Origin of the sequence: Vibrio sp. TRT 2004 (genome assembly GCF_050113735.1) — a bacterium.
Lineage (GTDB): Bacteria > Pseudomonadota > Gammaproteobacteria > Enterobacterales > Vibrionaceae > Vibrio.
This window is the reverse complement of record NZ_JBNJOH010000027.1, coordinates 31,515-54,992: the sequence shown is the minus strand read 5'-3', so window position 1 is coordinate 54,992 and position 23,478 is coordinate 31,515. Positions and strand designations below refer to the sequence as shown.

The window sequence follows — 23,478 nt, the reverse complement described above, 5'->3', positions numbered from 1 at the left end:
GTCCTCTAATGTTTCCAAAAGAAGTCTCGTTTGGTCACTTCGTTTCATTGAAACCTAATTTGAAACCCCTCTTTATTAAGAGAAATTTCTAATTGGATTATCATCAACGAGTGCCCACACAGATTGATAGGTCTATATTTTTAAAGAGCTTTTTCTAGCCAGTTTAGCGCTTATCGCCTCACTGCTAGGGGTGCGTATCTTACGCTTCCCATTTTTAGAGTCAAGAGTTTTTTTAACTTCTTTTTCTCTTTCCAACTCGGTGCGTGACTTTCGTCTCATTCCGTGTCGATGGAGCGGCATTATAGGGAGCTCTGAGAGGATGACAAGTGTTTTTTTGAAATTAATTTTCGTTTGGTCAAAAAGAAATCAAACCGCTGAAAATAGAATAAAATTTCAACATTTGAGTCAGGTCACATCAATAGGTTGGAAAAACTATAACCATATACGTAAGATCCCTGTGTCTATTTTGTTAACGGTAGACCTAATTTTTCTCAAACCTAAAAGTTGTATTCCAATATGAGTTCAAACAAATCGACCTTAATGATTGTCGCCTTAGCTGTTTTGGGTGGGATCATCTTTTCGCAGGTAGCTATTCCCCCTGCTTTGAGCTTTGTTCTAGGTGTTTTTGCTTCCGCTTTTATTCTTAAACTTTCGAACACCAACATCGAACAAGATCAATTGAATGACCCTTCAACTAAAACACTCTATGTCGGGAACTTGCCATATAAGGCAAATGAATCCCATGTAAAGGACCTGTTCGCCAAGCATGGTGAAGTTTTTGCGGTTCGTCTAATGAAGGATAAACGCACTGGTAAAAGAAGAGGGTTTGGCTTTGTCGTAATGGCTGCGACAGATGCACAGCCCGCTATAGATGCACTTAATGAGAAGGACTATATGCAACGAACTCTAAAAGTACGTGTTGCTAATGACCCTAAATCTCAATCGGATAGTACTGAACTGGACTAAAGCCCATTAAGTATAATGCCTGATTCAAGGCTCCTTCTTCCCAAGGGGGAGCGCTTGAATAGATTTCTCTCTTTCCTTTCTTTTCGCTATTCGCTTCAAAGACCAATAAGTCTTTCACCCTTCTCGCAATCGCTTCTCCTGAATCAACCAGTAATACATGGTCTGTTAACACCGCCTGTATTTCTTCTCTGATCAGTGGGAAATGTGTGCAGCCCAGTACCGCAACGTCGATCTTACTCGCCATCGGTGAGAGTATTTCTTTTAACTCACCGAGATCAACGCTTTTGCCTCGTAGTTTTTCTTCTGCGATATCCACCAGCCGAGTTGAACCTAGTAATTCCACTGGTTTGCTTTGCGAAAAGTCTCGAATGAGGTCATGGGTGTATTCGCGTGTAATAGTTGCGGGAGTTGCAATAAGACCCACCGCTTTATTGGCAAGGTTGGATGCGGGTTTGATTGCTGGAACGACGCCGACAACAGGAATCGATAATTTGGCTCTTAGCGTTGGTAAAACGATCGTGCTGGCCGTGTTGCACGCGATGACCACTAAATCGATTTGATGCTCTGCAACCAAGGAAGAGACGATGATATCAACGCGGGCAATCAGTGTATTGTGGTCAAGTTCGCCATATGGGTATGCTTCGTTATCAAATATATAGAGGTAATCAAGTTGAGGAAGTTGAGCCTGTATTTCTTTATATACAGATAAGCCGCCTACGCCAGAATCAAAGATCAGTATTTTCGCTGTTTGATGGTTCACTTGATTAACTCACTACATTTGGACTTGGCAATAATACTCTCTGCTAGGTATTTGGCAATCTCTTCGCGGTGTAACGCTGATAACAGAAACGCTCCCCCTCTTCTATATATGTAGTTTCAATATCAATTCTGCCCGAGTAGCTTCGGGTATCAGTAACCAAGGTGTGAAATTCACCATTTTCACCACAAGGATCTACACCGTCGGGCAAACTGCGTATAAACGCTTCGCTGTACCATTTGCCACAATACTGGCTTGCGAGCCGGGAACTATCTGTCGTAACGACCAATGTTTGAATCTCTCTTGCAATGATTTCATCAGCAAGATCTCTACTACTCTGACCCAATAAAGGAAATACACACTCCCAACCGGCTGGTTCTATATAACTACGACGATAAGCTTCGATACCATTACAGAACATATCGCCAAAGGCGACTGCATCTATTGAGAGGTTACTCTGTTTTAAGCCTCTGATAATGGTGTCTTGGTAGATCTCGTTTGGTGGAAATGATTCGGGTAGTTCGATTTTAATTAGAGGTAGGTCCAACAGTTCGGCTTGCATATCTAGGACATAAAGGGGCGTTGCCTGAAAGGGGACTTCGTCTTTGACATAGGTGGTATAAAGTCCAACGACATTGTACTGTTCGTTGTCCATCAATCTTTCAAGGGTCAGTGTCGAGTCTTTGCCACTTGACCAGCTAATAATGACGTTCTTTTGCATAGTGATTATCTATCTATAAGAAAAAACCGCCCGAAGGCGGTTTGAGATATTAAAACTGGTAAGAGCCAGTTAGCATAACTTTACGACCATCACCTGGGTAATACGCTCCCCAGTTGTTCGCATTTGCTGCATATTTTTCATCGAAGGCATTATCAACACGAAGTGTCGCTGACCATTCATTTTGAATGTAACTTACCGCCAGGTTACCTAACCAATATGCAGGCAGCTTATCTAAGCTATTTGATGTGTCACCATCTTTATAACGAGTGCCTGTGTAAACACCTTCGACAAAAACTTGCCACTCGTAACTGATATCGTATGTCGCAAATACTCGGCCAGTATTACGTGCGACCCAAGGTAGTTTTTTACCCTTGTTATCACCGCTTGAGAATTCAGCATCAATCAGGCTGTATTCCAAGCCTAGCTGAAGGTTTTCATGTACGTACAAGTCACCGCTGACACTGATGCCGTTTCGTTCAGATTCGTCAGCGTTAACATTCGCTCCAGAAAAGAATCCGCCAACCGGAGTCGGTGCACTGCTATCAAAAACAATTTCATCTTCTAGCTGGAGATTGAATACATCGACTTTAACGCTGTAATCAGCTTCATAAAGACCCCAACCTGCTTCCAAGGATTTACCTGTTTGCGGCTTCAGGCCTAAAACACCTGGTGAGGTATAAGCTTGCTCGTCTATCTTAGCAAACCTGAAGTTAGTCTCCCCGCGAACGTACACTCGCTGAGACGGAGTAATCTTGTAGTTCAGACCAAGCTCATAAGCATCCTGGGATTCAGATAGCTTCTCAGTGTTAGGGTAAATTGCTCCATCGTAGATCTTATCTTCTACAGAGCTGTATCGAGCACCCGTTGTCAACGTTAGATCCGTGATTAAAGGATAGTTTAGCTGGCCGAACACGCTGTAGCTGTTTTGCTCATTCGCTCTGTCAGTTGATGATGACTTGTATGAGTGATCACGATCTGCACCTTCAAGACCAAGTAGTACATTACCTTGACCAGATTGTGTAGAGAATTGGTTTTCTACGTTTACCGAGCCAAATAACTGCTTACTTTTACTTGCTGTAGAGCTTCCCCAAGCCAAGCCAGATCCTGAAGTGTTATCGTAAATGACATCTGTACCAAGGATCCATGCGTCACTTAGATTACGTTTATAACCCGCACGAAGTGCTTTAGTGATTTCATGAGAGTAATCAGTCGGGTTTGACGAACCAGCCTGAGTTGGATCTTGCTCGTATTGTTCTTCAGTTAACGAACCAGCATATTGACGGTTGTTGTCGTAATAGCTTGCTTCTGCGAAAAACTCAGTCTGGTCTTGGTCATAGTTCAGTCGACCAAGTAATACACCCGTCTCTCGCTTGTTATGCTCACGATAGTTATCACTGTTATCCTGACTTGCGCTGAGGAATAAGTTCCAACGCTCATTTAACTGCTTAGATACGTCAACACTACCAGCGACCGAGTCAAAGCTGCCAACGCTTACTGATACGTTGCCACCGTCTTGGTTACCACCCTTAGTAATGATGTTGATAACACCACCTACAGCTTGGTCACCATATAAAACACCAGCACTACCCGATAGAACTTCAACGCGTTCAATCTGCGAAACCAGAATTGAACTGACTTGGGGAGCAGAAAGGTCTTGTTTGTTTAGACGACGTCCATCGACCAAGATCAGAGTGTTGTTAGCCGCTTGTCCACCAGTAAAACCTCGGATAGCAAATGCTGGTCCACTGTTTGTGTCAGAAATCTGAATACCTGCTCGTGCTCGTAGTAATGTGTCTAGACTCTTAGCACCGCTAGCGGCAATATCATCTGAAGTAATTACGGTTACGTTAGCCGGAATGTCTTCAATAGAGTTGTTGAAGTCACTTTTGGCAAGAACCACCATAGTCTCATCGGTTGAAACTTCTTGAGCGTAAGAATAAGAGGTGTGTGAAAGTAGCGATGCCACTGCTATCGCTAATATAGATCGGTTCATTTTTATAATCCTAAATCGCGTCAGTCCTACTGAGCATGGAGCCTATTGCTTCCAGTGTTTTGCTCAGCTGCTGGCAGGTCTTCGGACTTAAGAGCTTGGCATAGGCCACCTACTCACCCGACTTCCCCCATGCTCCTGCATAAAGTGTCTAATGGGCTTTCGTTCTCTTTTACCGCTGCGCGTCAGTTCTGGATTTACACCAGATTCCCTTTTCAGCCATCTATACATCTAGACAGCACCAGCTTGGCGTCGATGTTATTCAGCAATTGATTATTTGTCCAGTCTATATTCTTCATTCAGATGAAATTGGCCGCTTTCATCTACTCACTCATTAGCACTTTACACGCTATCTTTAAGGCATTGAGGGCACAGTACTGGACATACTGCTGAGATTGAATAAAATCTGCGCTCTTGAATTAAATGCACCATTCACAGGTACAAAACCAAAGGTAATCACCATGGCGACTCTTGATGTAAACCCACAACGCTACCAAGAACAACTGGCTGAAAAGGTCGACCGTCTCAACGAGATGTTCGCTTCTTATAATGTACCTGAGTTGGAAGTGTTCGAATCACCAGAACAACACTACCGTATGCGTGCAGAATTTCGTGTTTGGCATGAAGGTGAAGACCTCTACTACATCATGTTCAACCAAGAGACTCGAGAGAAGTACCGCGTCGATCAGTTCCCAGCAGCTAGCCGCCTGATCAACGACTTGATGCCTCTTCTCGTCGAAGCGATGAAAGATAATGAATCTCTGCGCCGTAAGTTGTTCCAAGTTGACTTCTTATCGACACTGAGTGGTGAAGTTTTGGTGTCACTACTTTACCATCGTCAATTAGATGAAGAGTGGACGAAACATGCAAAAGCCCTCAAGCAACGTCTCAATGATGAAGGGTTTAATCTCAACATCATTGGTCGCGCACGCAAGATGAAGATTGTTCTTGATCGTGATTACGTCATTGAGAAGCTCGATGTCAATGGCAAACCATACGTTTACCAACAAGTTGAAAACAGCTTTACCCAACCTAACGGTAAGGTCGCGGAGAAGATGTTAGAGTGGGCGGTTGACTGCACCCAAGAGAGTAGTGGCGATCTACTTGAGCTTTACTGTGGTAACGGTAACTTTTCACTAGCACTCGCGCAAAACTTCGATCGCGTTTTGGCAACTGAGCTTGCAAAGCCTTCCGTAGAATCTGCTCAGTACAACATTAAGGCCAATAATATCGGTAACGTGCAGATCTTACGCCTGTCTGCTGAAGAGTTTACTCAAGCAATCGAAGGAAAACGTGAGTTCCGCCGTTTAAAAGATGCGGGCGTCGACCTAAACAGCTACAACTGCAATACCATTTTTGTTGATCCACCACGTGCAGGTATGGACATCGACACATGTAAGATGGTGCAAGGTTACGAGCGCATCATGTATATCTCATGTAACCCAGAAACACTGAAAGAAAATCTGGATGTCCTTTGTGAAACACACAAAGTGACTCGTTTCGCCCTGTTCGACCAGTTCCCATTCACCCACCATATGGAAGCGGGTGTACTGCTAGAGCGCAAGTAATCTCAAATAAGGACAAAATAAAAAACGAGCCTACGTGGCTCGTTTTTTGTCTCTAGAGTATGGCAGATTAAGATTCTGCTTTAGTGACTGCGTTTAGAAAACCCAGTTTCTTTGCAACCCATAGTAGCAAACCTAAGGTGATGAAGATTGCCAACATATTTGAGCCAGCGTCTGGGTATTGCGCTTTGACAAACGCGGAATGGCCAAATGCTCCGACAAAGAAACACGCTAGACCCACCAGCGGGATATCTTCAGAGACAGGGTTACGTAGGTACTCTTGGTAGAGCGCTTGTACTGATAGTACAAGTGCAATCAGTGGAAAAATTGAGAAAGATACTTCACTCATAGTTAGCCATGACAACATGGCATCACCACACATACCCGCGACGAGCGCCAATACGAGTGTTTTCTTCTCAGAACCACGATTAACTTGGTTTGTTTCATTCGACATTAATCTATCCCACCTTTTAATCGGTTACGTTCACGTTCTTTGCGATACCAGAAAGCCCCTTTGGCTATCATTCGCAATTGCATTATAAGACGCTCCGCGAGTTCATCTCGCTCATGCCTTTCTAAATCTAAAGCTTCTGCACCTGAGCTGAAGACCAAGGTAACGGATGCTTCTGCTTGGGTAAAAGCTTCGTCCCGAGTCATCCCGGTACTAATCAAATACTCTGTCATCTCTGCGACAAAATGTTGCATCTCACGAGCGACAGCGGTACGAAATTCAAAAGAAGTACCCGATCGCTCACGTAACAATAGACGAAAAACGTTTGGACTACTTTCGATAAACTCCATGAAGGTTTCAACAGAAGTTCGAATCACACTGCCCTCTTTGACAATGCGTTGGCGAGCTTGGCGCATAAGTTGACGCAGCAACAAGCCTCCCTCATCGACCATGGTTAAACCTAACTCATCCATATCCTTAAAGTGGCGGTAGAATGATGTTGGAGCGATTCCCGCTTCGCGTGCGACTTCTCTTAAACTTAAGTTGGAGAAGCTACGATCAGCACTCAATTGACTAAACGCTGCATCAATTAATGAACGACGCGTTTTTTCTTTTTGCTGTGCACGGATTCCCATGGATTTCATATTTGTTTTTCTATTTTTCTTTCAACGGTAGCCTTTAATATACAACGATTGGCTTAAGGAGATAACCCATAATCTCTCGCTTTGACAACCGAGTGGCAATTAAACCGAGTTAGGCCAAATTTTCAATCTTTTCGCCCTGAATTAGAGACATACGACATACCCTTTAATCTATTTACTTGATTCTACGTGATCTCACCGACTCTCTAGTGCGCTTTTCTTTTACGCCTTTGAGGAATCAGTTAAAATCTCGCTACAGCAATGTTAAGACTATATAACAAGGAAAAAGCTATGGCGGAGAGTAACCACTTTGATGTAATCGTTATTGGTAGTGGTCCCGGTGGTGAAGGGGCAGCGATGGGATTAACCAAAGCGGGATTAAATGTAGCCATTGTAGAAAAGGAAAGCAGTGTAGGTGGTGGTTGTACTCACTGGGGAACCATCCCTTCTAAGGCGCTGCGTCATGCAGTTAGCCGTATCATTGAATTCAACAACAACCCTCTGTTCTGCCACAATAACACCAGCTTACACTCAACGTTTTCCAATATCCTTGGTCATGCCAAATCCGTTATCGATAAACAGACGCGTTTACGTCAAGGCTTTTACGACCGCAATCAGTGTACGTTGATTTTCGGCAGCGCTCGTTTCATCGATAAATACACGATAGCGGTAATGCAAAGTGACGGTACTGAAGAAACCTACAGTGCAGATCGATTTGTTATTGCGACGGGCTCTCGTCCATATCAACCAGACAATGTCGATTTCATGCATGAACGCATTTACGACAGTGACTCAATCCTTAACCTAAAGCATGACCCTCGCCATATCATTATCTATGGTGCTGGTGTGATCGGTTGTGAGTACGCATCGATTTTCCGTGGATTAGGGGTTAAAACTGACCTAATTAACACCCGAGATCGCCTACTTTCTTTCCTTGATAATGAAGTGTCTGATGCGCTCTCTTATCACTTCTGGAACAGTGGTGTCGTGATACGTAACGATGAGACCTTTGAAAAAATCGAAGGAACCGAAGATGGTGTCATCGTTCACTTGGAATCAGGTAAGAAGATGCGAGCTGACTGTATCCTTTACGCGAATGGTCGTACAGGTAACACGGATAAACTCAATCTTTCAGCAGTTGGTCTAGAGGCAGACTCTCGTGGTCAACTTAAGGTTGATGGCAACTATCAGACTGAAGTGGAACACATCTATGCTGTTGGTGACGTGATTGGTTACCCTAGCCTAGCCAGTGCCGCCTACGACCAAGGCCGTTTTGTTGCTCAAGCAATAACGAAAGGCCAAGCAGAAGGCCATTTGATTGATGATATCCCAACCGGCATCTACACCATTCCAGAGATCAGTTCGGTAGGTAAAACTGAACAAGAGCTGACGGCGGCCAAAGTTCCGTATGAGGTTGGACGTTCATCATTCAAACATTTGGCTCGTGCGCAAATTGCAGGGAAAGATATTGGTAGCTTAAAGATTCTATTCCATCGTGAAACCAAAGAGATCTTGGGCATTCACTGTTTTGGTGAGCGTGCCGCTGAAATCATTCACATCGGTCAAGCCATCATGGAACAGAAAGGCGAAGCGAATACGATTGAGTACTTCGTTAACACCACCTTTAACTATCCAACCATGGCGGAAGCGTACCGAGTTGCCGCTCTCAATGGTTTAAACCGATTGTTCTAAGCACCGAAACGAATTAAGCCTGCATTGTATGCAGGCTTAATTATTTAGCTATGCTTCTGAATTAGGTAAGAGGCATGGAAATCAATGTGCTCATCAATAAAGCTGGATATGAAGTAGTAACTATGATCATAACCCGGTTGAAGGCGAACCTCGACATCTGAACCATGCTCTTGTGCCGCAGCAACCAGCACTTCTGGTTTAAGCTGTTCGACTAAAAAACTATCTGCATCACCCTGATCAACCAGAATCGGCAGCTGAGCCTTCGCCTGTTTGAGCAATTCACTCGCATCGTACTGTCTCCATATTTCGAAATCATTACCAAGATAAGCAGTAAACGCTTTCTGCCCCCACGGTGATTGCATCGGATTACTGATCGGGCTAAACGCTGAAATCGAGCGATATTTCTCACTGTTCTTCAAACCAATAGTCAACGCACCGTGTCCCCCCATGCTATGACCAAAAATAGAACGCTCTTTAGATACGGGAAAATTTGCTTCAATCAATGCAGGCAGCTCATCAACCACATAATCGTACATCTGATAGTGGCGAGACCAAGGCTCTTGCGTAGCATTGAGATAGAAGCCCGCGCCTTTCCCAAGATCATACCCATCATCATCAGCAACATCGTCACCGCGTGGACTGGTATCTGGCGCAACAATCGCTATGCCTAACTCTGCTGCACGACGAAATGCTCCCGCTTTTTGCATGAAGTTTTCATCTGTACACGTCAATCCAGAAAGCCAATAGAGCACGGGGACGGGGCTACTCTTCGACGCTTTCGGCGGTAAAAAAATCGCAAAACGCATTGCGCAATTCAGTCGGACAGACTGATGTGTGTATTGTTTGTGCCAACCACCGAATACTTTGGCTTGGCTAATATTCTCAATGGTCATAACAACCTCATGGGGAAAAGCGATTTTGATAAATTAGAAAGTTAACGCCCCTGTTTCAGGGCGTTAAAACTTAAGCGTGAAACGTTATCTATCCATGTGAAGTACAGTACGAATAGACTCACCTCTGTGCATCAGTTCAAATGCTTCATTCACGTCTTGCAAACCCATCGTATGAGTAATGAATTCTTGCAGACCGAACTCACCAGCCATGTAGCGTTCAACAATTTCAGGTAGCTCTGAACGACCTTTCACACCACCAAATGCTGAACCACGCCATACTCGACCAGTAACCAACTGGAATGGTCGAGTAGAGATTTCTTGTCCAGCACCAGCGACACCAATAATCACCGATTCACCCCAGCCTTTGTGGCAGCACTCTAGTGCTTGGCGCATAACGTTGACGTTACCAATACACTCAAATGAGTAGTCGACACCGCCATCCGTCATTTCAACGATAACTTCTTGAATTGGCGTATCAAACTTTTGCGGGTTAATACAATCGGTCGCACCCAATTGTTTTGCTAGTTCGAACTTACTTTCATTGATATCAACGCCAATGATGCGGCTTGCGCCAGCCATACGAGCACCAATGACCGCCGATAAACCAATACCACCAAGCCCAAAGATAGCCACCGTATCGCCCTGCTTAACCTTAGCGGTGTTTAAGACAGCACCCATACCCGTTGTTACGCCACAGCCCAGTAGACACACTTCTTCAAGTGGTGCTTCTTTGTTTACTTTAGCCAGTGAAATTTCTGGCAGTACGGTGTACTCAGAAAAAGTAGAGCAACCCATGTAGTGGAAAATTGTTTCACCATTAATGGAGAAACGACTTGTACCGTCTGGCATTAAACCCTTTCCTTGAGTTTCACGAACAGCCTGACATAGGTTAGTTTTACCTGATTTACAGAACTTACATTCACCACATTCAGCTGTGTATAGTGGAATAACATGATCACCCACTTCAACGCTGGTTACACCTTCGCCCACCATCTCAACAATACCACCACCTTCATGGCCGAGGATTGCAGGGAAGATGCCTTCTGGATCGTCACCAGACAAAGTAAAAGCGTCTGTGTGACATACACCAGTCGCCACAATACGAACAAGTACTTCACCCGCTTTGGGAAGCTGAACATCAACTTCTTCCATTTTTAGTGGTGCGCCAGCTGCCCATGCAACCATCGCTTTCGATTTGATATGAGTTTGACCCGGTTTCAGTTCAAGTGCCATTGGGGTTTCCTTCAAAGTAGGGATTTGTTATGACGCAATAAGCGTAGTTGAGCTTGCGTCTCAATGCTGCGTCGTTTTGTTGGAAGTTATTTTAGGCATTTCAACGACCATGATAATCCAGTCATTTTGAAAATGATTTTTACATGTAAGTAATAATAGTGAGTAATTACAAAAAGCCGAGCACTAAGCTCGGCGATAGATTCAAAGAATAATTAAGCGAGAAATCTGTTTTGTCGCCACTGATTAATTAATATCAGTGCAAGCGACATTCCCCTTACGGCCATGAAACTCAACATAGCCAACCATAGTGCATGATTCTCTAGATAGGCCAGCAGATAGAACACCACAAAGAAAGTACAGGTCGAAACAAACATGCTATTGCGCATCTCCGCCCCTTTGGTTGCACCGATAAAAACGCCATCAAGCAAGAAGCACCACATAGAAACCATTGGCATCGCGATTAACCAAGGTAAGTATTCAAGAGCAATAGTCTGTACCTGAGGGATATCTGTGATCATTCCGATCAAGCTCGATCCGGCGATAGCAAACACCACTGTCAGCAAAAAGCAGATCACAAAACTCCAAAAGAAGGTTCCGAATAAAGAATGGTTCAACTGCTGTTTGTCTTTTGCCCCAATCGCTTTGCCGACCATCGCCTCCATCGCATAAGCGAAGCCATCCATACCATACGAAATTATCATTAGGAAACTCATCAAAACCGCATTAGCTGCGACAATTTCATCACCAAAGCTTGCCCCTTGAAAGGTCATAAAAGTAAATGCAGCTTGCAGGCATAATGAGCGAAGGAAGATATCGCGATTGAGTTTTACAAAACGCGCTAAACCTTGAGTGGTGTCTTTGAGCAGAACCCACACAGGCGGTAAACGTTCAATTCGCCACTTACGCCACACACAATAGAGACCAAAACTCATCCCTGTGTAATCGGCAATGACGGAGGCCAGCGCCGCACCCTCAACTTTCCAGCCCAAACCGATCACAAACAGTACGTCGAGCACGATATTCACCACATTAGCAATGATCACCATCCACATAGGTGCCTTGGCATTTTGGGTTCCTAGCAGCCAGCCTAATATCACAAAGTTGACCAGCGCAGCTGGGGCACTCCAGGCGCGCACAGCAAAGTACTGAGCACCATATTGCTTAACCTGCTCGCTGGCATCACTAAAACTAAATATCCACTCAGCAACAAATTGATGAAATAACAGAAATAGCGAAGCAAACATCAAGGCCATACTCATGCCTTGACTGAAAACCAAGCCCAATTGGTGAGCGCTTTTCGCTCCATAGGCTTGAGCAGTGAGCCCCGTCGTCGACATTCTCAGAAAACCGAGTAGCCAGAAAGTCACACTGATCATCGTGCTGCCTAACGCAACACCTCCCAAATACCAAGCATGTTCTAAGTGGCCGATAACAGCAGCATCAACCAATCCCAATAAAGGGACGGTGATATTGGAAAGTACCATAGGAATAGCAAGCAGCAATACTTGTTTATGGATGGCGCGATTAGATAGGATCTGGAGTATTTGCACGTTGTCACTCAATAAACATCAGAGTGACAAGTGTAACGAGATCACCAACGAAGCTGAACCACTACCGGTGTTAATCTCTGCTTTATAAAACTGAGTTTGGTGATCCAGCGGTGCCACAGTTTCCAGCGTCCGCAATCTCTTTCGAGTGGTGAATAGGTTTTTGCCCAGCGAGCCCATGGCAAGTAACCAAGTAATGCCTCGCCAGGATCACTATACCCATGAGCATAATGAACAGCCCCTAGCTTTTGGCCTAGTTTGGACTGAGTGAGATCTCCCGCTAGCACCATACAGGCACGGGCAGAGTCGAAGTGACAACCTAGAGCTTGAACAAACTTCGCGATTTGCTGCGCATTACAATCAAGCAAAGCATGTTCACAAACAATCAGGACTGGTGTTTTTTCTGGAATAGGTAACTGTTCCAGCCAACTCAGGTCATCAACGCTGCCGCAAATGTGGTGGTAACGTTCACTGGCATGAAACAGTTTCTGACGCCAAAGTAGATTTTCAGTCACATCTAATTCTAGCCAGTGACACCGACCATTGTCGACGCGGTAAAAACGAGTATCGAGACCGGCACCCACATTCACAATCCAACCATCTGGATTGCGTCTTATAAAATCAGAGACTTGCTGATCGCACAATTGAGTTAGCGTAACATGAAGCAACTGTTTTTGGTCAATATCACCAGAAAAACAATCGGGGGCAAGATGACAACGCTGGCACGCACGCGCAGCGATAGGGTCATAGACCAATCCATTGTCAACCAAGCTTTCTCGGCTACGAAGCCATAATGGTTGCAGTAAATTTGTCGGGATCTGATAGCGATGTTTCGTTGATGCGTGATTGACGGCCATTATCATCTTCCTTCCGTAGCCAGAATTCAGATGATAATGAATATCAATTACAAAATCAACAAGTGAGAATAACTCTCAAGAAGAGTCATTACATCCAATCCGTATTGCGGATGATGCCGACAGCCAAACCTTCGATGGTCAATTGCTGACAAGTTAAGTCCACTTTGATCGGTTCAAACTCTTCGTTCTCTGCGTGAAGCAGAACCGTAGAGCCTTTGCGTTCTAAGCGCTTTACTGTCACGTCATCATCCACTCGAGCCACAACAACTTGCCCATCACGCACATCTTGAGTCTTATGAACAGCAAGTAAATCACCATCCATGATACCGATATCTTTCATACTCTCGCCATTAACACGAAGCAAGAAATCGGCTTGCGGCTTAAACATACTAGGATCAACTTGGTAGTGCGTCTCTACATGCTCTTGAGCAAGGATAGGTTCCCCAGCAGCAACCTGACCAATCAGTGGTAGACCCTGATCATCATTAGCCGCGTCTTCTAACAAGATACGGATACCACGAGAAGCCCCTGGAATAATCTCAATCGCTTGCTTACGCGCAAGGGCTTTTAAATGTTCTTCAGCAGCATTTGCTGAACGGAAACCAAGTTCGCGTGCAATTTCAGCGCGCGTCGGTGGCATACCAGTGTCATCAATTTTACTCTTGATGAGGTCAAAAACTTGTTGTTGGCGGGGCGTTAACGGCTTCATAAGTCACCTGTCTTTTTATACAGTTAACTGTGAGTATATCCAGTATTTGGCGAAATGAAAAGCCAATTGATTGTTTTTTAGTAAGTTAGCATGGTCACCCCGTTCTGCTTAAAAGAACAGAATGTCTAACCATACATAACCCGTTAACAACATGGTCACCAATACTGATGCTGAGCCTAAATCTTTTGCTAAACCCGCCATTTCATGTTGCTCAGTTCCGATTCTATCTACTACGGCCTCAATGGCACTGTTAAACAGTTCAGCGATCAAAACCAGCACAACAGTTGCAATCAGCAGAATCCTTTGCCACTGGTTCTCTGCTAACAAAATAGCGACTGGAATCATCAAGGCAGCCAGTAATATTTCTTCACGAAATGCAGGCTCATTTTTAAACGCTGCCTTGAGCCCCTGACAGGAATAGCGTGTCGCGTTTTTGAGTCGTTTTAATCCATGAGTGGTTTTAGGTTGCAAGCTTCTCTCTCTTTGCTATTTATTTAATCGAGCTATGGGCGAAAAAATTGATGTTTTCATAATCAATAATAAGTAAAAGGTTCGACCAGTTTCTGTTATCCTTGCCACCTATAAAAATACACGCTTGGGCACATCCCCACTTCTATAGTTACAGAACTGGAAATGTGCTTATGCAAATCATCTATTTTTGAGGCTAAGAACCTTATGTCTTCTGGACGAATGTTATCGCGTTCCTTGCTAAAGCTGCCTATGTCAGTACTGGTTAAAGGGACAACAATTCCTTCAAACCCTATTGAAGATCATAGCATCGATATTAACAAGCCGATTATTTACGCTTTGCCGTATCGCTCAGGTGTCGACTTGCTTGCACTGCAAAAACAAGTCATTGCGCTGGGCCTACCTGATCCCCTTGAGCCTGTAGAAATTAATGGTAAACAGTTTAACCGCTATGTGTTTACCTCAGCCCGACAAACCGTAATGGGCAACGATCAAGATGTACCAAACGAATCGATCACTCTATTCTCCGATCTGCTGGAACTGCATAAGTTTGATTCAGAGCTCGATGTTCAAGTCATTCCGACCACCGTTCTTTGGGGCCGTAAACCGGGTAAAGAGTCACGACAAAAACCTTATCTCCAGTCACTCAATGGGCCACAAAAAGCGAAAGCGGTTTTGTTCGCGGGTCGTGATTGCTTGGTACGTATTAGCCCGGTAGTTTCACTCCGCTACATGGCGGACTCGCACGGTACGGATGCTTCAATCGCACACAAACTTGCCCGCGTAGCACGTATTCACTTTTCGCGTCAAAAGCTTGCTGCATCAGGCCCTAATCTGCCAAGTCGTCAGGCATTATTTGATCGTCTGATGAAATCTAAAGCCATTGAAAAGGCCATCGAAGACGAAGCCAAATCAAAGAACATCTCAATTGAGAAAGCGCGTAAAGAAGCGCACGCCATTATGGATGAGATCGCTGCAGACTTCTCATACTCACTAATTAAGAATGGCGAACGTCTGCTTGGCTGGCTTTGGAACCGTATCTACCAAGGTTTAAACATTACCAACGCCGCTACGGTGCGAAAATTGGCTCAAGACGGACATGAAATTGTTTATGTTCCTTGTCACCGAAGCCATATGGACTACTTACTGCTGTCCTACGTACTGTACCGTGAAGGCATGGTGCCGCCGCATATCGCAGCAGGCATTAACCTAAACTTCTTCCCAGCGGGGCCTATCTTCCGTCGCGGTGGTGCTTTCTTTATTCGCCGTAGCTTTAAGGGTAATAAGCTATATTCCACCATCTTCCGCGAGTACTTGGCAGAACTTTTCGCCAAAGGTTACTCCGTAGAATATTTCAGTGAAGGCGGTCGTTCACGCACAGGTCGTTTGCTCCAAGCAAAAACTGGTATGCTGGCGATGACTATCCAAGCGATGCTACGTGGCCTCAACCGCCCAGTAACGCTGGTGCCAGTCTATATTGGTTATGAGCATGTAATGGAAGTGAGCACTTACGCAAAAGAGTTACGCGGAAAGCGCAAAGAAAAAGAAAACGCAGGCCAAGTGTTACGCACAATCCGTAAACTACGCAACTTTGGCCAAGGCTATGTCAACTTTGGTGAGCCCATTCCGCTTAACCAGTACTTGAATGAAAAAGCCCCTGAGTGGACCAAAGACATCGATGCCATGGGCAGCAGTAAACCTCAGTGGCTAAACCCTGTGGTGAATGATCTCGCGACTAAGATGATGACACATATCAACGACGCGGCAGCAACCAATGCCCTAACTCTGTGTGCGACAGCATTATTGGCTTCTCGTCAGCGAGCACTCTCTCGTGACAATTTAGTTAGCCAAATTGACTGCTACTTGTCGATGTTAAAAAACGTTCCATACTCGACAACCTATACGGTACCGGAAGATAGTGCAGAAGCATTGGTCAAGCATGCCGAGTCACTCGATAAGTTTATTATCGAATCAGACAGCATGGGCGAGATTGTGTCACTGGATCGTAATCAATCGATCTTGATGACTTACTATCGAAATAACATCATTCATTTGCTGGCTCTGCCATCACTTATCGCTCAGATGTTGGTTCGCCATCAAAAACTTTCGCTGAAGCAGATCAAACAGAATGTCGCCTTGGTTTACCCATTCCTCAAGCAGGAGCTTTTCCTGAGCATTGAACAGGAAAACTTGGATGAGCTAACGGAATCCTACATTGAAGAGCTTGCACATCAGGGACTCGTTACGATCGATAGCGAACAAAACGTCGCGATCAATCAAGCTAATACTCAAGTGCTTGTGCTACTTGGACGCACGATTACTGAAACACTGCAACGCTACGCAATCGCTCTAAATTTATTAGTTGCTAGCCCTGATTTAGGTAAATCAGATCTTGAGCAGAAGAGTCAGGACATTGCTCAACGCCTAGGTCGCCTGCACGGAATCAACGCACCAGAATTTTTCGATAAAGGTGTCTTTTCGGCGCTGTTCACAACCCTAAAACAACAAGCGTATCTTGATGTGGATGGCAACTGTGACATAGAGAAAAGCCAAGCTCTTGCGAGCCTTCTCTACTCTATGCTTTATCCTGAAGTACGTTTGACCATCAGAGAAAGTATCTGCCAAACCGCAGAAAACAAATAAAGTGACAATAAAAAGGCATCCTATGGATGCCTTTCTTTTACCAAAATGCGATAAATAACCCTATGGTGATGACCATTCCGACATAGTTGTTATTTAAGAAGGCTCTGAAGCAAAGGTCACGATCACGGTGGCGAATAAGATGCTGCTGGAACACAAACAGTGCCCCTACCACCAGCAGACTCCAGTAGTAGCTAGATCCAAGTTGATACCAAGTGCCAACAAACATCAGCATCACCAAGGTGACAAGCTGAAGGGAACCGATCACCATCTTATCAAATCGTCCAAATAGGATTGCCGTCGACTTGATACCAATCTTAAGGTCATCATCTCTATCAACCATCGCATACTGAGTATCGTAAGCAATCGTCCACAGTGCATTAATGGCGAATATAAACCAAACCATCACTGGCATTTCATTCGCTTGTGCAGCCCATGCCATCGGAATCGACCAACTAAACGCTAGCCCAAGAAAGAGCTGCGGCAGGTGAGTAAAACGCTTCATGAACGGATAGATGAAGGCAAGAACAATACCGACGAAAGAGAGCTGAATTGTCAGCGTATTCATACTCAACACTAAAGCAAATGAACTGACGGCCAAGAGAGCAAAGAGAGCCAAAGCTTCCTTTGAAGTCACTCGACCAGAAGGCAAAGGTCTCTGTTTGGTGCGCTTAACATGGCCATCAACCTTACGATCAGCAAAGTCATTAATCACACAACCCGCCGCACGCATAAAAATAACACCCAAAACAAAAACCAGTAGAACCTTTAAACTTGGCATCCCTTGAGCAGAAATAATCAATGCCCAAAGTGTTGGCCACAATAGCAACAAGGTTCCAATCGGCTTATCCATGCGCATAAGTTGCCAATAAGCCAGCGCTTTATCCGCCGTCATTCAAACACTCTCCCCTGAGTAGATGGGCGCTGTAGGCAAAAATAGTTCTGCAACTAACAATGGTTTGTGATTCATCCACAACCGTGAGCGGCGAGCGAGTAAGGGTTGTTCATCAACTTCAACGACCCCAACCTGCAAGGCGTCCCGTTTGACATTACTGGCACTAAATACCGTTAGTCCAAGGGGGATTTCTCCTTGCTGAGCCAAGTCATACTCTTGCTCCAACATTGACGAATGAGGGATTAACGTTCTCCCAATAACCCAAGCGCAGCCATCGCCTTTGAGAACAACCTTGCGCAACAAGCACTCTTCTTGAGCGAGAAGCGCAATTTCTTGTGAGTTCAGTTTTTCCGCTTTGACAATCTTGTTGTGCAGTAAGTCGACAGTTAAAGATTGGCAATAAGACTCTAATAAACGTGACAGTGAGCCCTGTTCTAGCAACCACTTTTTTGCACTTTGTGTAGGGAAGCTAAAATACTCTGGATCCTGCCATTCAACTTGGCGTAACGCAGATAAATAAAGCGCAGTCGATTGATTCATACTAGTATTCAATAAGTAGCCTTATCAGCGTACAATAAAGCTTCGATCTCTGATGTTAACCACCACAACGAGTGCTTAACGCATTTTCATTACAAATAGATGCTCTATTGTAACAAGACTCTGGCGATTCGAGTATCGTGATTGGAAGAAAGAAAAGTTATAAATATGATTAAACGTTACCTAGCCCAAATTTTTGTCGCTTGGAGTCTGTTGATCAGTCTCCCTGCGATAGCGGAAGAAGAAGGCGTCCCCAAACTGGCTTATTTCACCCTTGAACCTGATTTAACCACCAATTTTTTCACTAAAGGTAAAAAGTTGGGTTATATACAGGTTCGAATCGACATCATGGTTGCCAGTCAAACGGATCTTGCCGTGATTGAATTACATCAACCCTTAATTCGCGATGCTGTAATTGAGCTATTAGGGAAGCAGTCTGAAGAGACCATTACGTCATTAGCAGGACGTGAAGATTTACGTAAAACCTTGGTCGAACAACTCAACGCGACGCTACTGCCAGAAACAGGCAAAACAATCATCGCCGATCTGCTCTTCACAAAATACCTCTACCAGTAAATCGTCTAAGGATGGACGGCGTGCATACGCCGTTTTCTTTATCTGCGTGAATTAGCCCGCCCAGCATCCACCGCTCCCATCAGCACACCAGATAGTAGGCCTACAAGATGAGCCGTATTGGCTATCGCCATAAAAGGCTGAACAAACCCGAGAACTAACCAAACAAGCATAAATCCGATGACGGGCTTTGGCATCCCCAGACCCAATTGTGGGGCTTTATAACCCACTACCCATAGATATCCCACCAACGCATACACTACACCAGATAAACCACCGAAATTCGCACCTTCAACCCAGAATTGGCCAATGCCTGATAGTGCTGCGGATAGCAAAAACAGTTGCAGCACCTTGCCAGAGCCCAGCTTTTGTTCAATATCGCCACCTAGCTGCCACCACCACAGCAAATTAAACGCAATATGCATGACGGAGAAATGGAGCAGCGCATGACTAAACCACCGCCAGATTTGCCACTCTTGACCTGAAAATGCAGGGAAATGAAGCGCAGCAAAAACGGCATTACCGGCGCCAAACTGCTGTAGAACAAAAATCGCAATACATGACGCCATAACCAAGAGCGTTAGCGGACCTGCTTTGGCCTTAACCATCGCCAACATACTTGGTGATTGGTACTTAAAATGGTTTTGACGAGTCTCAGCCATATCCCAAGAAGCCGCTTGGTACTTACTCGCGTTAGGATTATCAAGAAATTGCTGGAGTTCAGCTTCCGCTTCGACTTGATGCTGACTATCGGTTAGCCATAATGCAAACTGCCCCTCTCCCTCGGGCATCATTTTGATATCAATTTGGCGAGACGCCATGTAATCAATAAATGCCTGTGCCATTCTCGGATGGTTGAGAGAGATCAGTTTATGCATAACGCTATCCTAAATTTGATTCAGTGGGCAGTTGAGCTCGCTGCCAGGCTTCGAAGCCACCATCTACACTATACACCTGCTCAAAGCCTTGGTTAACTAAATACTGTGCCGCACCTTGGCTACTGATGCCGTGGTAACACATCACCAAAACTGGCTGCTCAAATTCAACGCTATCCATAAACGCTACCATAGTTTCGTTGGTTAAATGGAAGGCATCTTGAGCATGTGCGACGGCAAAAGATTGCGGGTCACGAATATCGACCATACGAGCTTCACCTTGTTCCATAAGGCTTTGTGCGCTATTGACATCGATATGTTTGTACTGGTCCATAAACTTTCTCTTTTCATCATTATTATCAAGCATCATTGTAACCTATCCAGTGCTCAACAAGTACACGGGAGAAGTAAGGTTATCCACCCGTGATCATAAATTCACCAATTGTGGATAAATCTGTGGATTGCGTTGATAAAGTGTTTTATTGAAAATGGATCCACAATATGTAGTGATGATCCTTATTTGATTGTGAGTAAAGAAAAAATTATCCCCACCGTCAATCATGCTCAAATGACTTGATTCACCCTGCTTTCTGACAGATAGCAAAGAAATTTACCACAGACTTACCCACAGGCTACTGAAGCCACAACGATCATCTTGGCAGTGGATTATTTTAGAAAGCGATCACAAATAAAAAAGCCGAGATCATAAGACCTCGGCTTTACCAATCTATCAGCTGTCGTGCTAGTAATTAAAATTCGCCAACTGCAGCTTTCAGTTTTTTCATCGCATTCTTCTCTAGCTGACGAATACGCTCTGCAGATACGCTGTAAGTTTCCGCGAGTTCTTGCAGAGTAGACTTATTATCATCAAGCCAACGTGAACGAACAATGTGCTGACTACGTTCATCCAGAGATTTAAGTGCTAAGCTCAAGCGATTGTTGGTATGCGCTTCCCAGTTAGCCGCTTCAATGTTGTCTGCAACATCAGACGCTTTATCTTCAAGATACACCATTGGAGCTGTGTATGAGTTACTTGAGTCATCTTCATCCATTGGCATCTCAAATGCCGCATCTTGCGCAGCTAGACGAGATTCCATTTCACGGACTTCTGAAGGTTCGACACCGAGTTCTCTTGCTACAGTCTCTACTTCACCGTTATTAAACCAACCTAAACGCTTTTTAGACTTACGTAGGTTGAAGAACAGTTTACGCTGAGCTTTGGTTGTAGCGATTTTAACAATTCGCCAGTTACGCAGAACGTATTCATGGATTTCAGCTTTGATCCAATGAACGGCAAAGGATACAAGGCGAACGCCGACTTCAGGGTTAAAACGTTTAACCGCTTTCATCAAACCGATATTGCCTTCTTGAACAAGGTCAGCCATTGGTAGGCCATAACCAGAATAACCACGAGCGACGTGCACGACAAAGCGAAGGTGCGAAAGGATCAAACCTTTTGCCGCCTCAATTTCACCGTCATAATGCAGTCTCTCGGCCAGTTCACGTTCCTCATCAGCCGTCAGCATTGGGTAGCTGTTTACTGAACGGATGTAGCTATCTAAGCTATCTTGCGTAACTACTGCCATTGGATATGCTTGGTTAGTCATTCATTTCCTCATCAATCTCTGATCTGGAGTATTTTTTAACCCATCAATCTTGAACCTAAAATGAACAGGTTTCAAGCTGCGAAAGTAATTATGCATAAACAAAATGTCTATACAAGGGAAAAAGTACACGGTAGCGTCTACTTTTTCAATAGTATGACCTCCACAAAGTCAATCAGTTCAAATTAAACTGGCTCGATCTCTTTTAAGTGGCGCTGCGCAGATACCTTCGCGGCTAGGCAACCTAAGAAGGTTCCAAGCATTACTAGCAGTAGCGACTCATCCCAGCTAAGGCCAACTAATCTGAAGTGACTATCATACAGAAGGGCCAATTTCTCCACACTGCTATTGAGCAAAACTGTGATTATCGCAGTCAAAATCCACGCGCTAACCGCACCGAGTAAACCAAACCACATGCCAGAGTAGAGATAAGGGCGTAAAATGTAGCTGTTCGTTGCACCAATCAGCTTCATTGTCTGGATCTCTTCTTTATTCGCTAACACATTAAAACGTAGAGTGTTGCCGACAATTAAGAATACAGAGGCAAGCATCAGCAAAGATAGGGTAATGACAATTCCGCTGACAAGGTTCTTAATCGCATCTAAGCGAGCGAGCCAATCCTCATCCAAACGAACATCAGTAATGCCCTCTTCATCGCTAATACGCTGAACAAGCTGCTTAATCATTTGATTGTCATCTTTACTTGGCGTGATGACCAACACACCAGGTAGTGCATAATCATCAAGCAAGCTCAAGGCATGTTCAAAGCCTGAATACTGACTTAAATCATCCAATCCCTGCTGAGGTGAGATGTAGTTCACTTCAGCCACATCCTCCATGCTTTCGATCTGGTCTTTTAGCACCATGATCCTAGCTTCAGGGGTGCTCTCTTTTATGTAAGCACTTACTTGCGATGGGCTGGTAACATTACTTGATGCCGCAGAGATATTCTTACCCAGTAAGTAAAGAGCCGATGGCATGGCCAATGCCATAGAGATAACTGCCAAGGTTAAGATGTTGCCCATTGGTCTTAACCAAAACTCACCTAACGAAGCTTTAGCTTGCTTGAAATGGACAGCAAAAAAGTTGTCTTTCTTAACGCGATTGTTCGTTCGTGATGCTTTAGCGCTTTTATTGCGAGCATTAATGGCCATAGTCTTCTACCTCACTGAGAAAACCTTGGTTTAATTCAAGATGACGGTATTGTGGGCGAGTATTTACTAACCCAATATCGTGTGTAGCCAGTAGGATCGTCACTCCGGCACGGTTAAACTCTTCAAACAGTTTCAACACTCGATTAGACAACTCAGGGTCGAGATTACCCGTTGGTTCATCTGCAAGTAACAGAGTAGGACGATTGACCACCGCACGTGCTATGCCGACTCGCTGTTGTTCACCACCGGACAGTTGGCTCGGTAAGCACTTGGCTTTATCTAGCAGGCCCGTCTTATCCAAGGCTGCGGAGACACGACGTTTGATCTCATTTTCAGAGATGGATTCAATTCGCATCGGCAGCGCGACATTGTCGTAGACGGTTCGGTCCATCAACAAGCGATGATCCTGAAACACAATACCAATGTTGCGACGCAAAAATGGGATGTCTTTATTAGGGATTCGAGTAATGTCATGGTCATTGAAACTGATTTTTCCATCCGTTGGTCGCTCAATGGCACAAATCAATTTAAGCAGAGTACTTTTACCGGCTCCTGAATGGCCACCAAGAAAGGCCATCTCACCTCTACGAAGATGAAAATCGACCTTCTGTAACGCCTGTCGACCACCACGGTAAGCCTTACTCACTTGCTGAAATTTTATCACCCGAAATCCCTCTTAACTGAGTTTCTTCAATTGGTCTTTGTGTTTA

The 23,478-nt window shown here is 44.6% G+C and carries 23 protein-coding genes and 1 riboswitch; of the genes, 5 read left to right on the top strand and 18 right to left on the bottom strand.

The genetic code is table 11. The features are described 5' to 3' along the window. Positions 1 to 516 precede the first annotated feature (516 nt). The gene (locus ACQEXR_RS12300; RefSeq protein WP_138971323.1) at positions 517 to 966 is read left to right on the top strand and encodes an RNA recognition motif domain-containing protein; all 450 of its coding nucleotides are present in this window, start codon (positions 517 to 519) and stop codon (positions 964 to 966) included. On the opposite strand, the gene murI is transcribed toward ACQEXR_RS12300, so the two are convergent. From murI to ACQEXR_RS12285, 3 genes are read right to left on the bottom strand one after another with little or no spacing between them, the layout of a single operon-like run. Continuing rightward, positions 932 to 1,726, bottom strand: a complete 795-nt coding sequence (gene murI, locus ACQEXR_RS12295; RefSeq protein ID WP_331418243.1) for a glutamate racemase — start codon at positions 1,724 to 1,726, stop codon at positions 932 to 934. The two genes, ACQEXR_RS12300 and murI, sit on opposite strands and share 35 nt — an antisense overlap. Before the next feature lie 43 nt (positions 1,727 to 1,769). Beyond that, on the bottom strand, positions 1,770 to 2,444 hold the full coding sequence (locus ACQEXR_RS12290) for an adenine nucleotide alpha hydrolase (RefSeq protein ID WP_138971321.1): 675 nt from the start codon (positions 2,442 to 2,444) through the stop codon (positions 1,770 to 1,772). Positions 2,445 to 2,493: 49 nt separating this feature from the next. Beyond that, positions 2,494 to 4,437, bottom strand: coding sequence for a TonB-dependent receptor (locus ACQEXR_RS12285; protein WP_427020432.1), 1,944 nt, complete (start codon positions 4,435 to 4,437; stop codon positions 2,494 to 2,496). A 55-nt stretch (positions 4,438 to 4,492) separates the two neighbouring features. Next, positions 4,493 to 4,695: riboswitch (cobalamin riboswitch) on the bottom strand. Positions 4,696 to 4,895: 200 nt separating this feature from the next. On the opposite strand from ACQEXR_RS12285, the gene trmA reads away from it, so the two are divergent. Then, complete coding sequence (gene trmA / locus ACQEXR_RS12280; RefSeq protein WP_427020431.1) at positions 4,896 to 6,002, top strand: tRNA (uridine(54)-C5)-methyltransferase TrmA; 1,107 nt, start codon at positions 4,896 to 4,898, stop codon at positions 6,000 to 6,002. A gap of 67 nt (positions 6,003 to 6,069) precedes the next feature. On the opposite strand, the gene ACQEXR_RS12275 is transcribed toward trmA, so the two are convergent. Together ACQEXR_RS12275 and fabR are read right to left on the bottom strand one after the other, a co-directional pair. Continuing rightward, positions 6,070 to 6,453: a YijD family membrane protein gene (locus ACQEXR_RS12275; RefSeq protein ID WP_138971318.1), complete on the bottom strand. Its 384-nt coding sequence runs from the start codon at positions 6,451 to 6,453 to the stop codon at positions 6,070 to 6,072. Then, a complete protein-coding gene (gene fabR / locus ACQEXR_RS12270) occupies positions 6,453 to 7,094 on the bottom strand; it encodes an HTH-type transcriptional repressor FabR (protein WP_138971317.1) in 642 nt (213 codons plus the stop codon). The genes ACQEXR_RS12275 and fabR overlap by 1 nt, the downstream gene beginning before the upstream one ends. Positions 7,095 to 7,352: 258 nt before the next feature. Between fabR and sthA the strand changes: the two genes are divergently transcribed. Further along, the gene (sthA, locus tag ACQEXR_RS12265) at positions 7,353 to 8,783 is read left to right on the top strand and encodes a Si-specific NAD(P)(+) transhydrogenase (protein ID WP_138971316.1); all 1,431 of its coding nucleotides are present in this window, start codon (positions 7,353 to 7,355) and stop codon (positions 8,781 to 8,783) included. 44 nt (positions 8,784 to 8,827) lie between these two features. On the opposite strand, the gene fghA is transcribed toward sthA, so the two are convergent. The 6 genes from fghA to ACQEXR_RS12235 all read right to left on the bottom strand — a co-directional run bounded on the left by fghA (position 8,828) and on the right by ACQEXR_RS12235 (position 14,493). After that, the gene (fghA, locus tag ACQEXR_RS12260) at positions 8,828 to 9,676 is read right to left on the bottom strand and encodes an S-formylglutathione hydrolase (RefSeq protein WP_427020430.1); all 849 of its coding nucleotides are present in this window, start codon (positions 9,674 to 9,676) and stop codon (positions 8,828 to 8,830) included. Positions 9,677 to 9,760: 84 nt separating this feature from the next. Beyond that, complete coding sequence (locus ACQEXR_RS12255) at positions 9,761 to 10,909, bottom strand: S-(hydroxymethyl)glutathione dehydrogenase/class III alcohol dehydrogenase (RefSeq protein WP_426953116.1); 1,149 nt, start codon at positions 10,907 to 10,909, stop codon at positions 9,761 to 9,763. 212 nt (positions 10,910 to 11,121) lie between these two features. Then, positions 11,122 to 12,459, bottom strand: a complete 1,338-nt coding sequence (dinF, locus tag ACQEXR_RS12250; protein WP_427020429.1) for an MATE family efflux transporter DinF — start codon at positions 12,457 to 12,459, stop codon at positions 11,122 to 11,124. A gap of 41 nt (positions 12,460 to 12,500) precedes the next feature. Then, complete coding sequence (locus ACQEXR_RS12245) at positions 12,501 to 13,313, bottom strand: class I SAM-dependent methyltransferase (RefSeq protein ID WP_427020428.1); 813 nt, start codon at positions 13,311 to 13,313, stop codon at positions 12,501 to 12,503. Between the two features lie 88 nt (positions 13,314 to 13,401). Continuing rightward, the gene (gene lexA, locus ACQEXR_RS12240; protein WP_138971311.1) at positions 13,402 to 14,022 is read right to left on the bottom strand and encodes a transcriptional repressor LexA; all 621 of its coding nucleotides are present in this window, start codon (positions 14,020 to 14,022) and stop codon (positions 13,402 to 13,404) included. 108 nt (positions 14,023 to 14,130) lie between these two features. Beyond that, positions 14,131 to 14,493, bottom strand: a complete 363-nt coding sequence (locus ACQEXR_RS12235) for a diacylglycerol kinase (protein WP_427020427.1) — start codon at positions 14,491 to 14,493, stop codon at positions 14,131 to 14,133. 204 nt (positions 14,494 to 14,697) lie between these two features. Here ACQEXR_RS12235 and plsB point away from each other — a divergent pair, with 204 nt between their 5' ends. Further along, positions 14,698 to 17,133 (top strand): glycerol-3-phosphate 1-O-acyltransferase PlsB, encoded by a 2,436-nt coding sequence (gene plsB, locus ACQEXR_RS12230; RefSeq protein WP_426953113.1) that lies wholly within the window; start codon positions 14,698 to 14,700, stop codon positions 17,131 to 17,133. A gap of 37 nt (positions 17,134 to 17,170) precedes the next feature. Here plsB and ubiA read toward each other — a convergent pair whose 3' ends face one another. Beyond that, positions 17,171 to 18,025: a 4-hydroxybenzoate octaprenyltransferase gene (ubiA, locus tag ACQEXR_RS12225; RefSeq protein ID WP_331418000.1), complete on the bottom strand. Its 855-nt coding sequence runs from the start codon at positions 18,023 to 18,025 to the stop codon at positions 17,171 to 17,173. Beyond that, positions 18,026 to 18,565 carry a chorismate lyase gene (locus ACQEXR_RS12220; RefSeq protein ID WP_138971307.1) on the bottom strand — a complete coding sequence of 180 codons (540 nt, stop codon included), beginning with the start codon at positions 18,563 to 18,565 and terminating at the stop codon, positions 18,026 to 18,028. A 165-nt stretch (positions 18,566 to 18,730) separates the two neighbouring features. Between ACQEXR_RS12220 and ACQEXR_RS12215 the strand changes: the two genes are divergently transcribed. Further along, positions 18,731 to 19,138, top strand: coding sequence for a flagellar basal body-associated protein FliL (locus tag ACQEXR_RS12215; protein WP_138971306.1), 408 nt, complete (start codon positions 18,731 to 18,733; stop codon positions 19,136 to 19,138). Positions 19,139 to 19,176: 38 nt separating this feature from the next. Here the strand turns inward: ACQEXR_RS12215 and glpG are convergent, their stop codons facing one another. The 5 genes from glpG to ftsE all read right to left on the bottom strand — a co-directional run bounded on the left by glpG (position 19,177) and on the right by ftsE (position 23,432). Then, complete coding sequence (gene glpG / locus ACQEXR_RS12210) at positions 19,177 to 20,013, bottom strand: rhomboid family intramembrane serine protease GlpG (protein WP_138971305.1); 837 nt, start codon at positions 20,011 to 20,013, stop codon at positions 19,177 to 19,179. A gap of 4 nt (positions 20,014 to 20,017) precedes the next feature. Beyond that, positions 20,018 to 20,344, bottom strand: coding sequence for a thiosulfate sulfurtransferase GlpE (gene glpE / locus ACQEXR_RS12205; RefSeq protein WP_427020426.1), 327 nt, complete (start codon positions 20,342 to 20,344; stop codon positions 20,018 to 20,020). Between the two features lie 415 nt (positions 20,345 to 20,759). Continuing rightward, complete coding sequence (gene rpoH, locus ACQEXR_RS12200) at positions 20,760 to 21,617, bottom strand: RNA polymerase sigma factor RpoH (RefSeq protein ID WP_138971303.1); 858 nt, start codon at positions 21,615 to 21,617, stop codon at positions 20,760 to 20,762. 182 nt (positions 21,618 to 21,799) lie between these two features. After that, positions 21,800 to 22,768: a permease-like cell division protein FtsX gene (ftsX, locus tag ACQEXR_RS12195; RefSeq protein ID WP_426953112.1), complete on the bottom strand. Its 969-nt coding sequence runs from the start codon at positions 22,766 to 22,768 to the stop codon at positions 21,800 to 21,802. Then, complete coding sequence (gene ftsE, locus ACQEXR_RS12190) at positions 22,758 to 23,432, bottom strand: cell division ATP-binding protein FtsE (RefSeq protein WP_138971301.1); 675 nt, start codon at positions 23,430 to 23,432, stop codon at positions 22,758 to 22,760. The genes ftsX and ftsE overlap by 11 nt, the downstream gene beginning before the upstream one ends. Between the last annotated feature and the right edge of the window lie 46 nt (positions 23,433 to 23,478).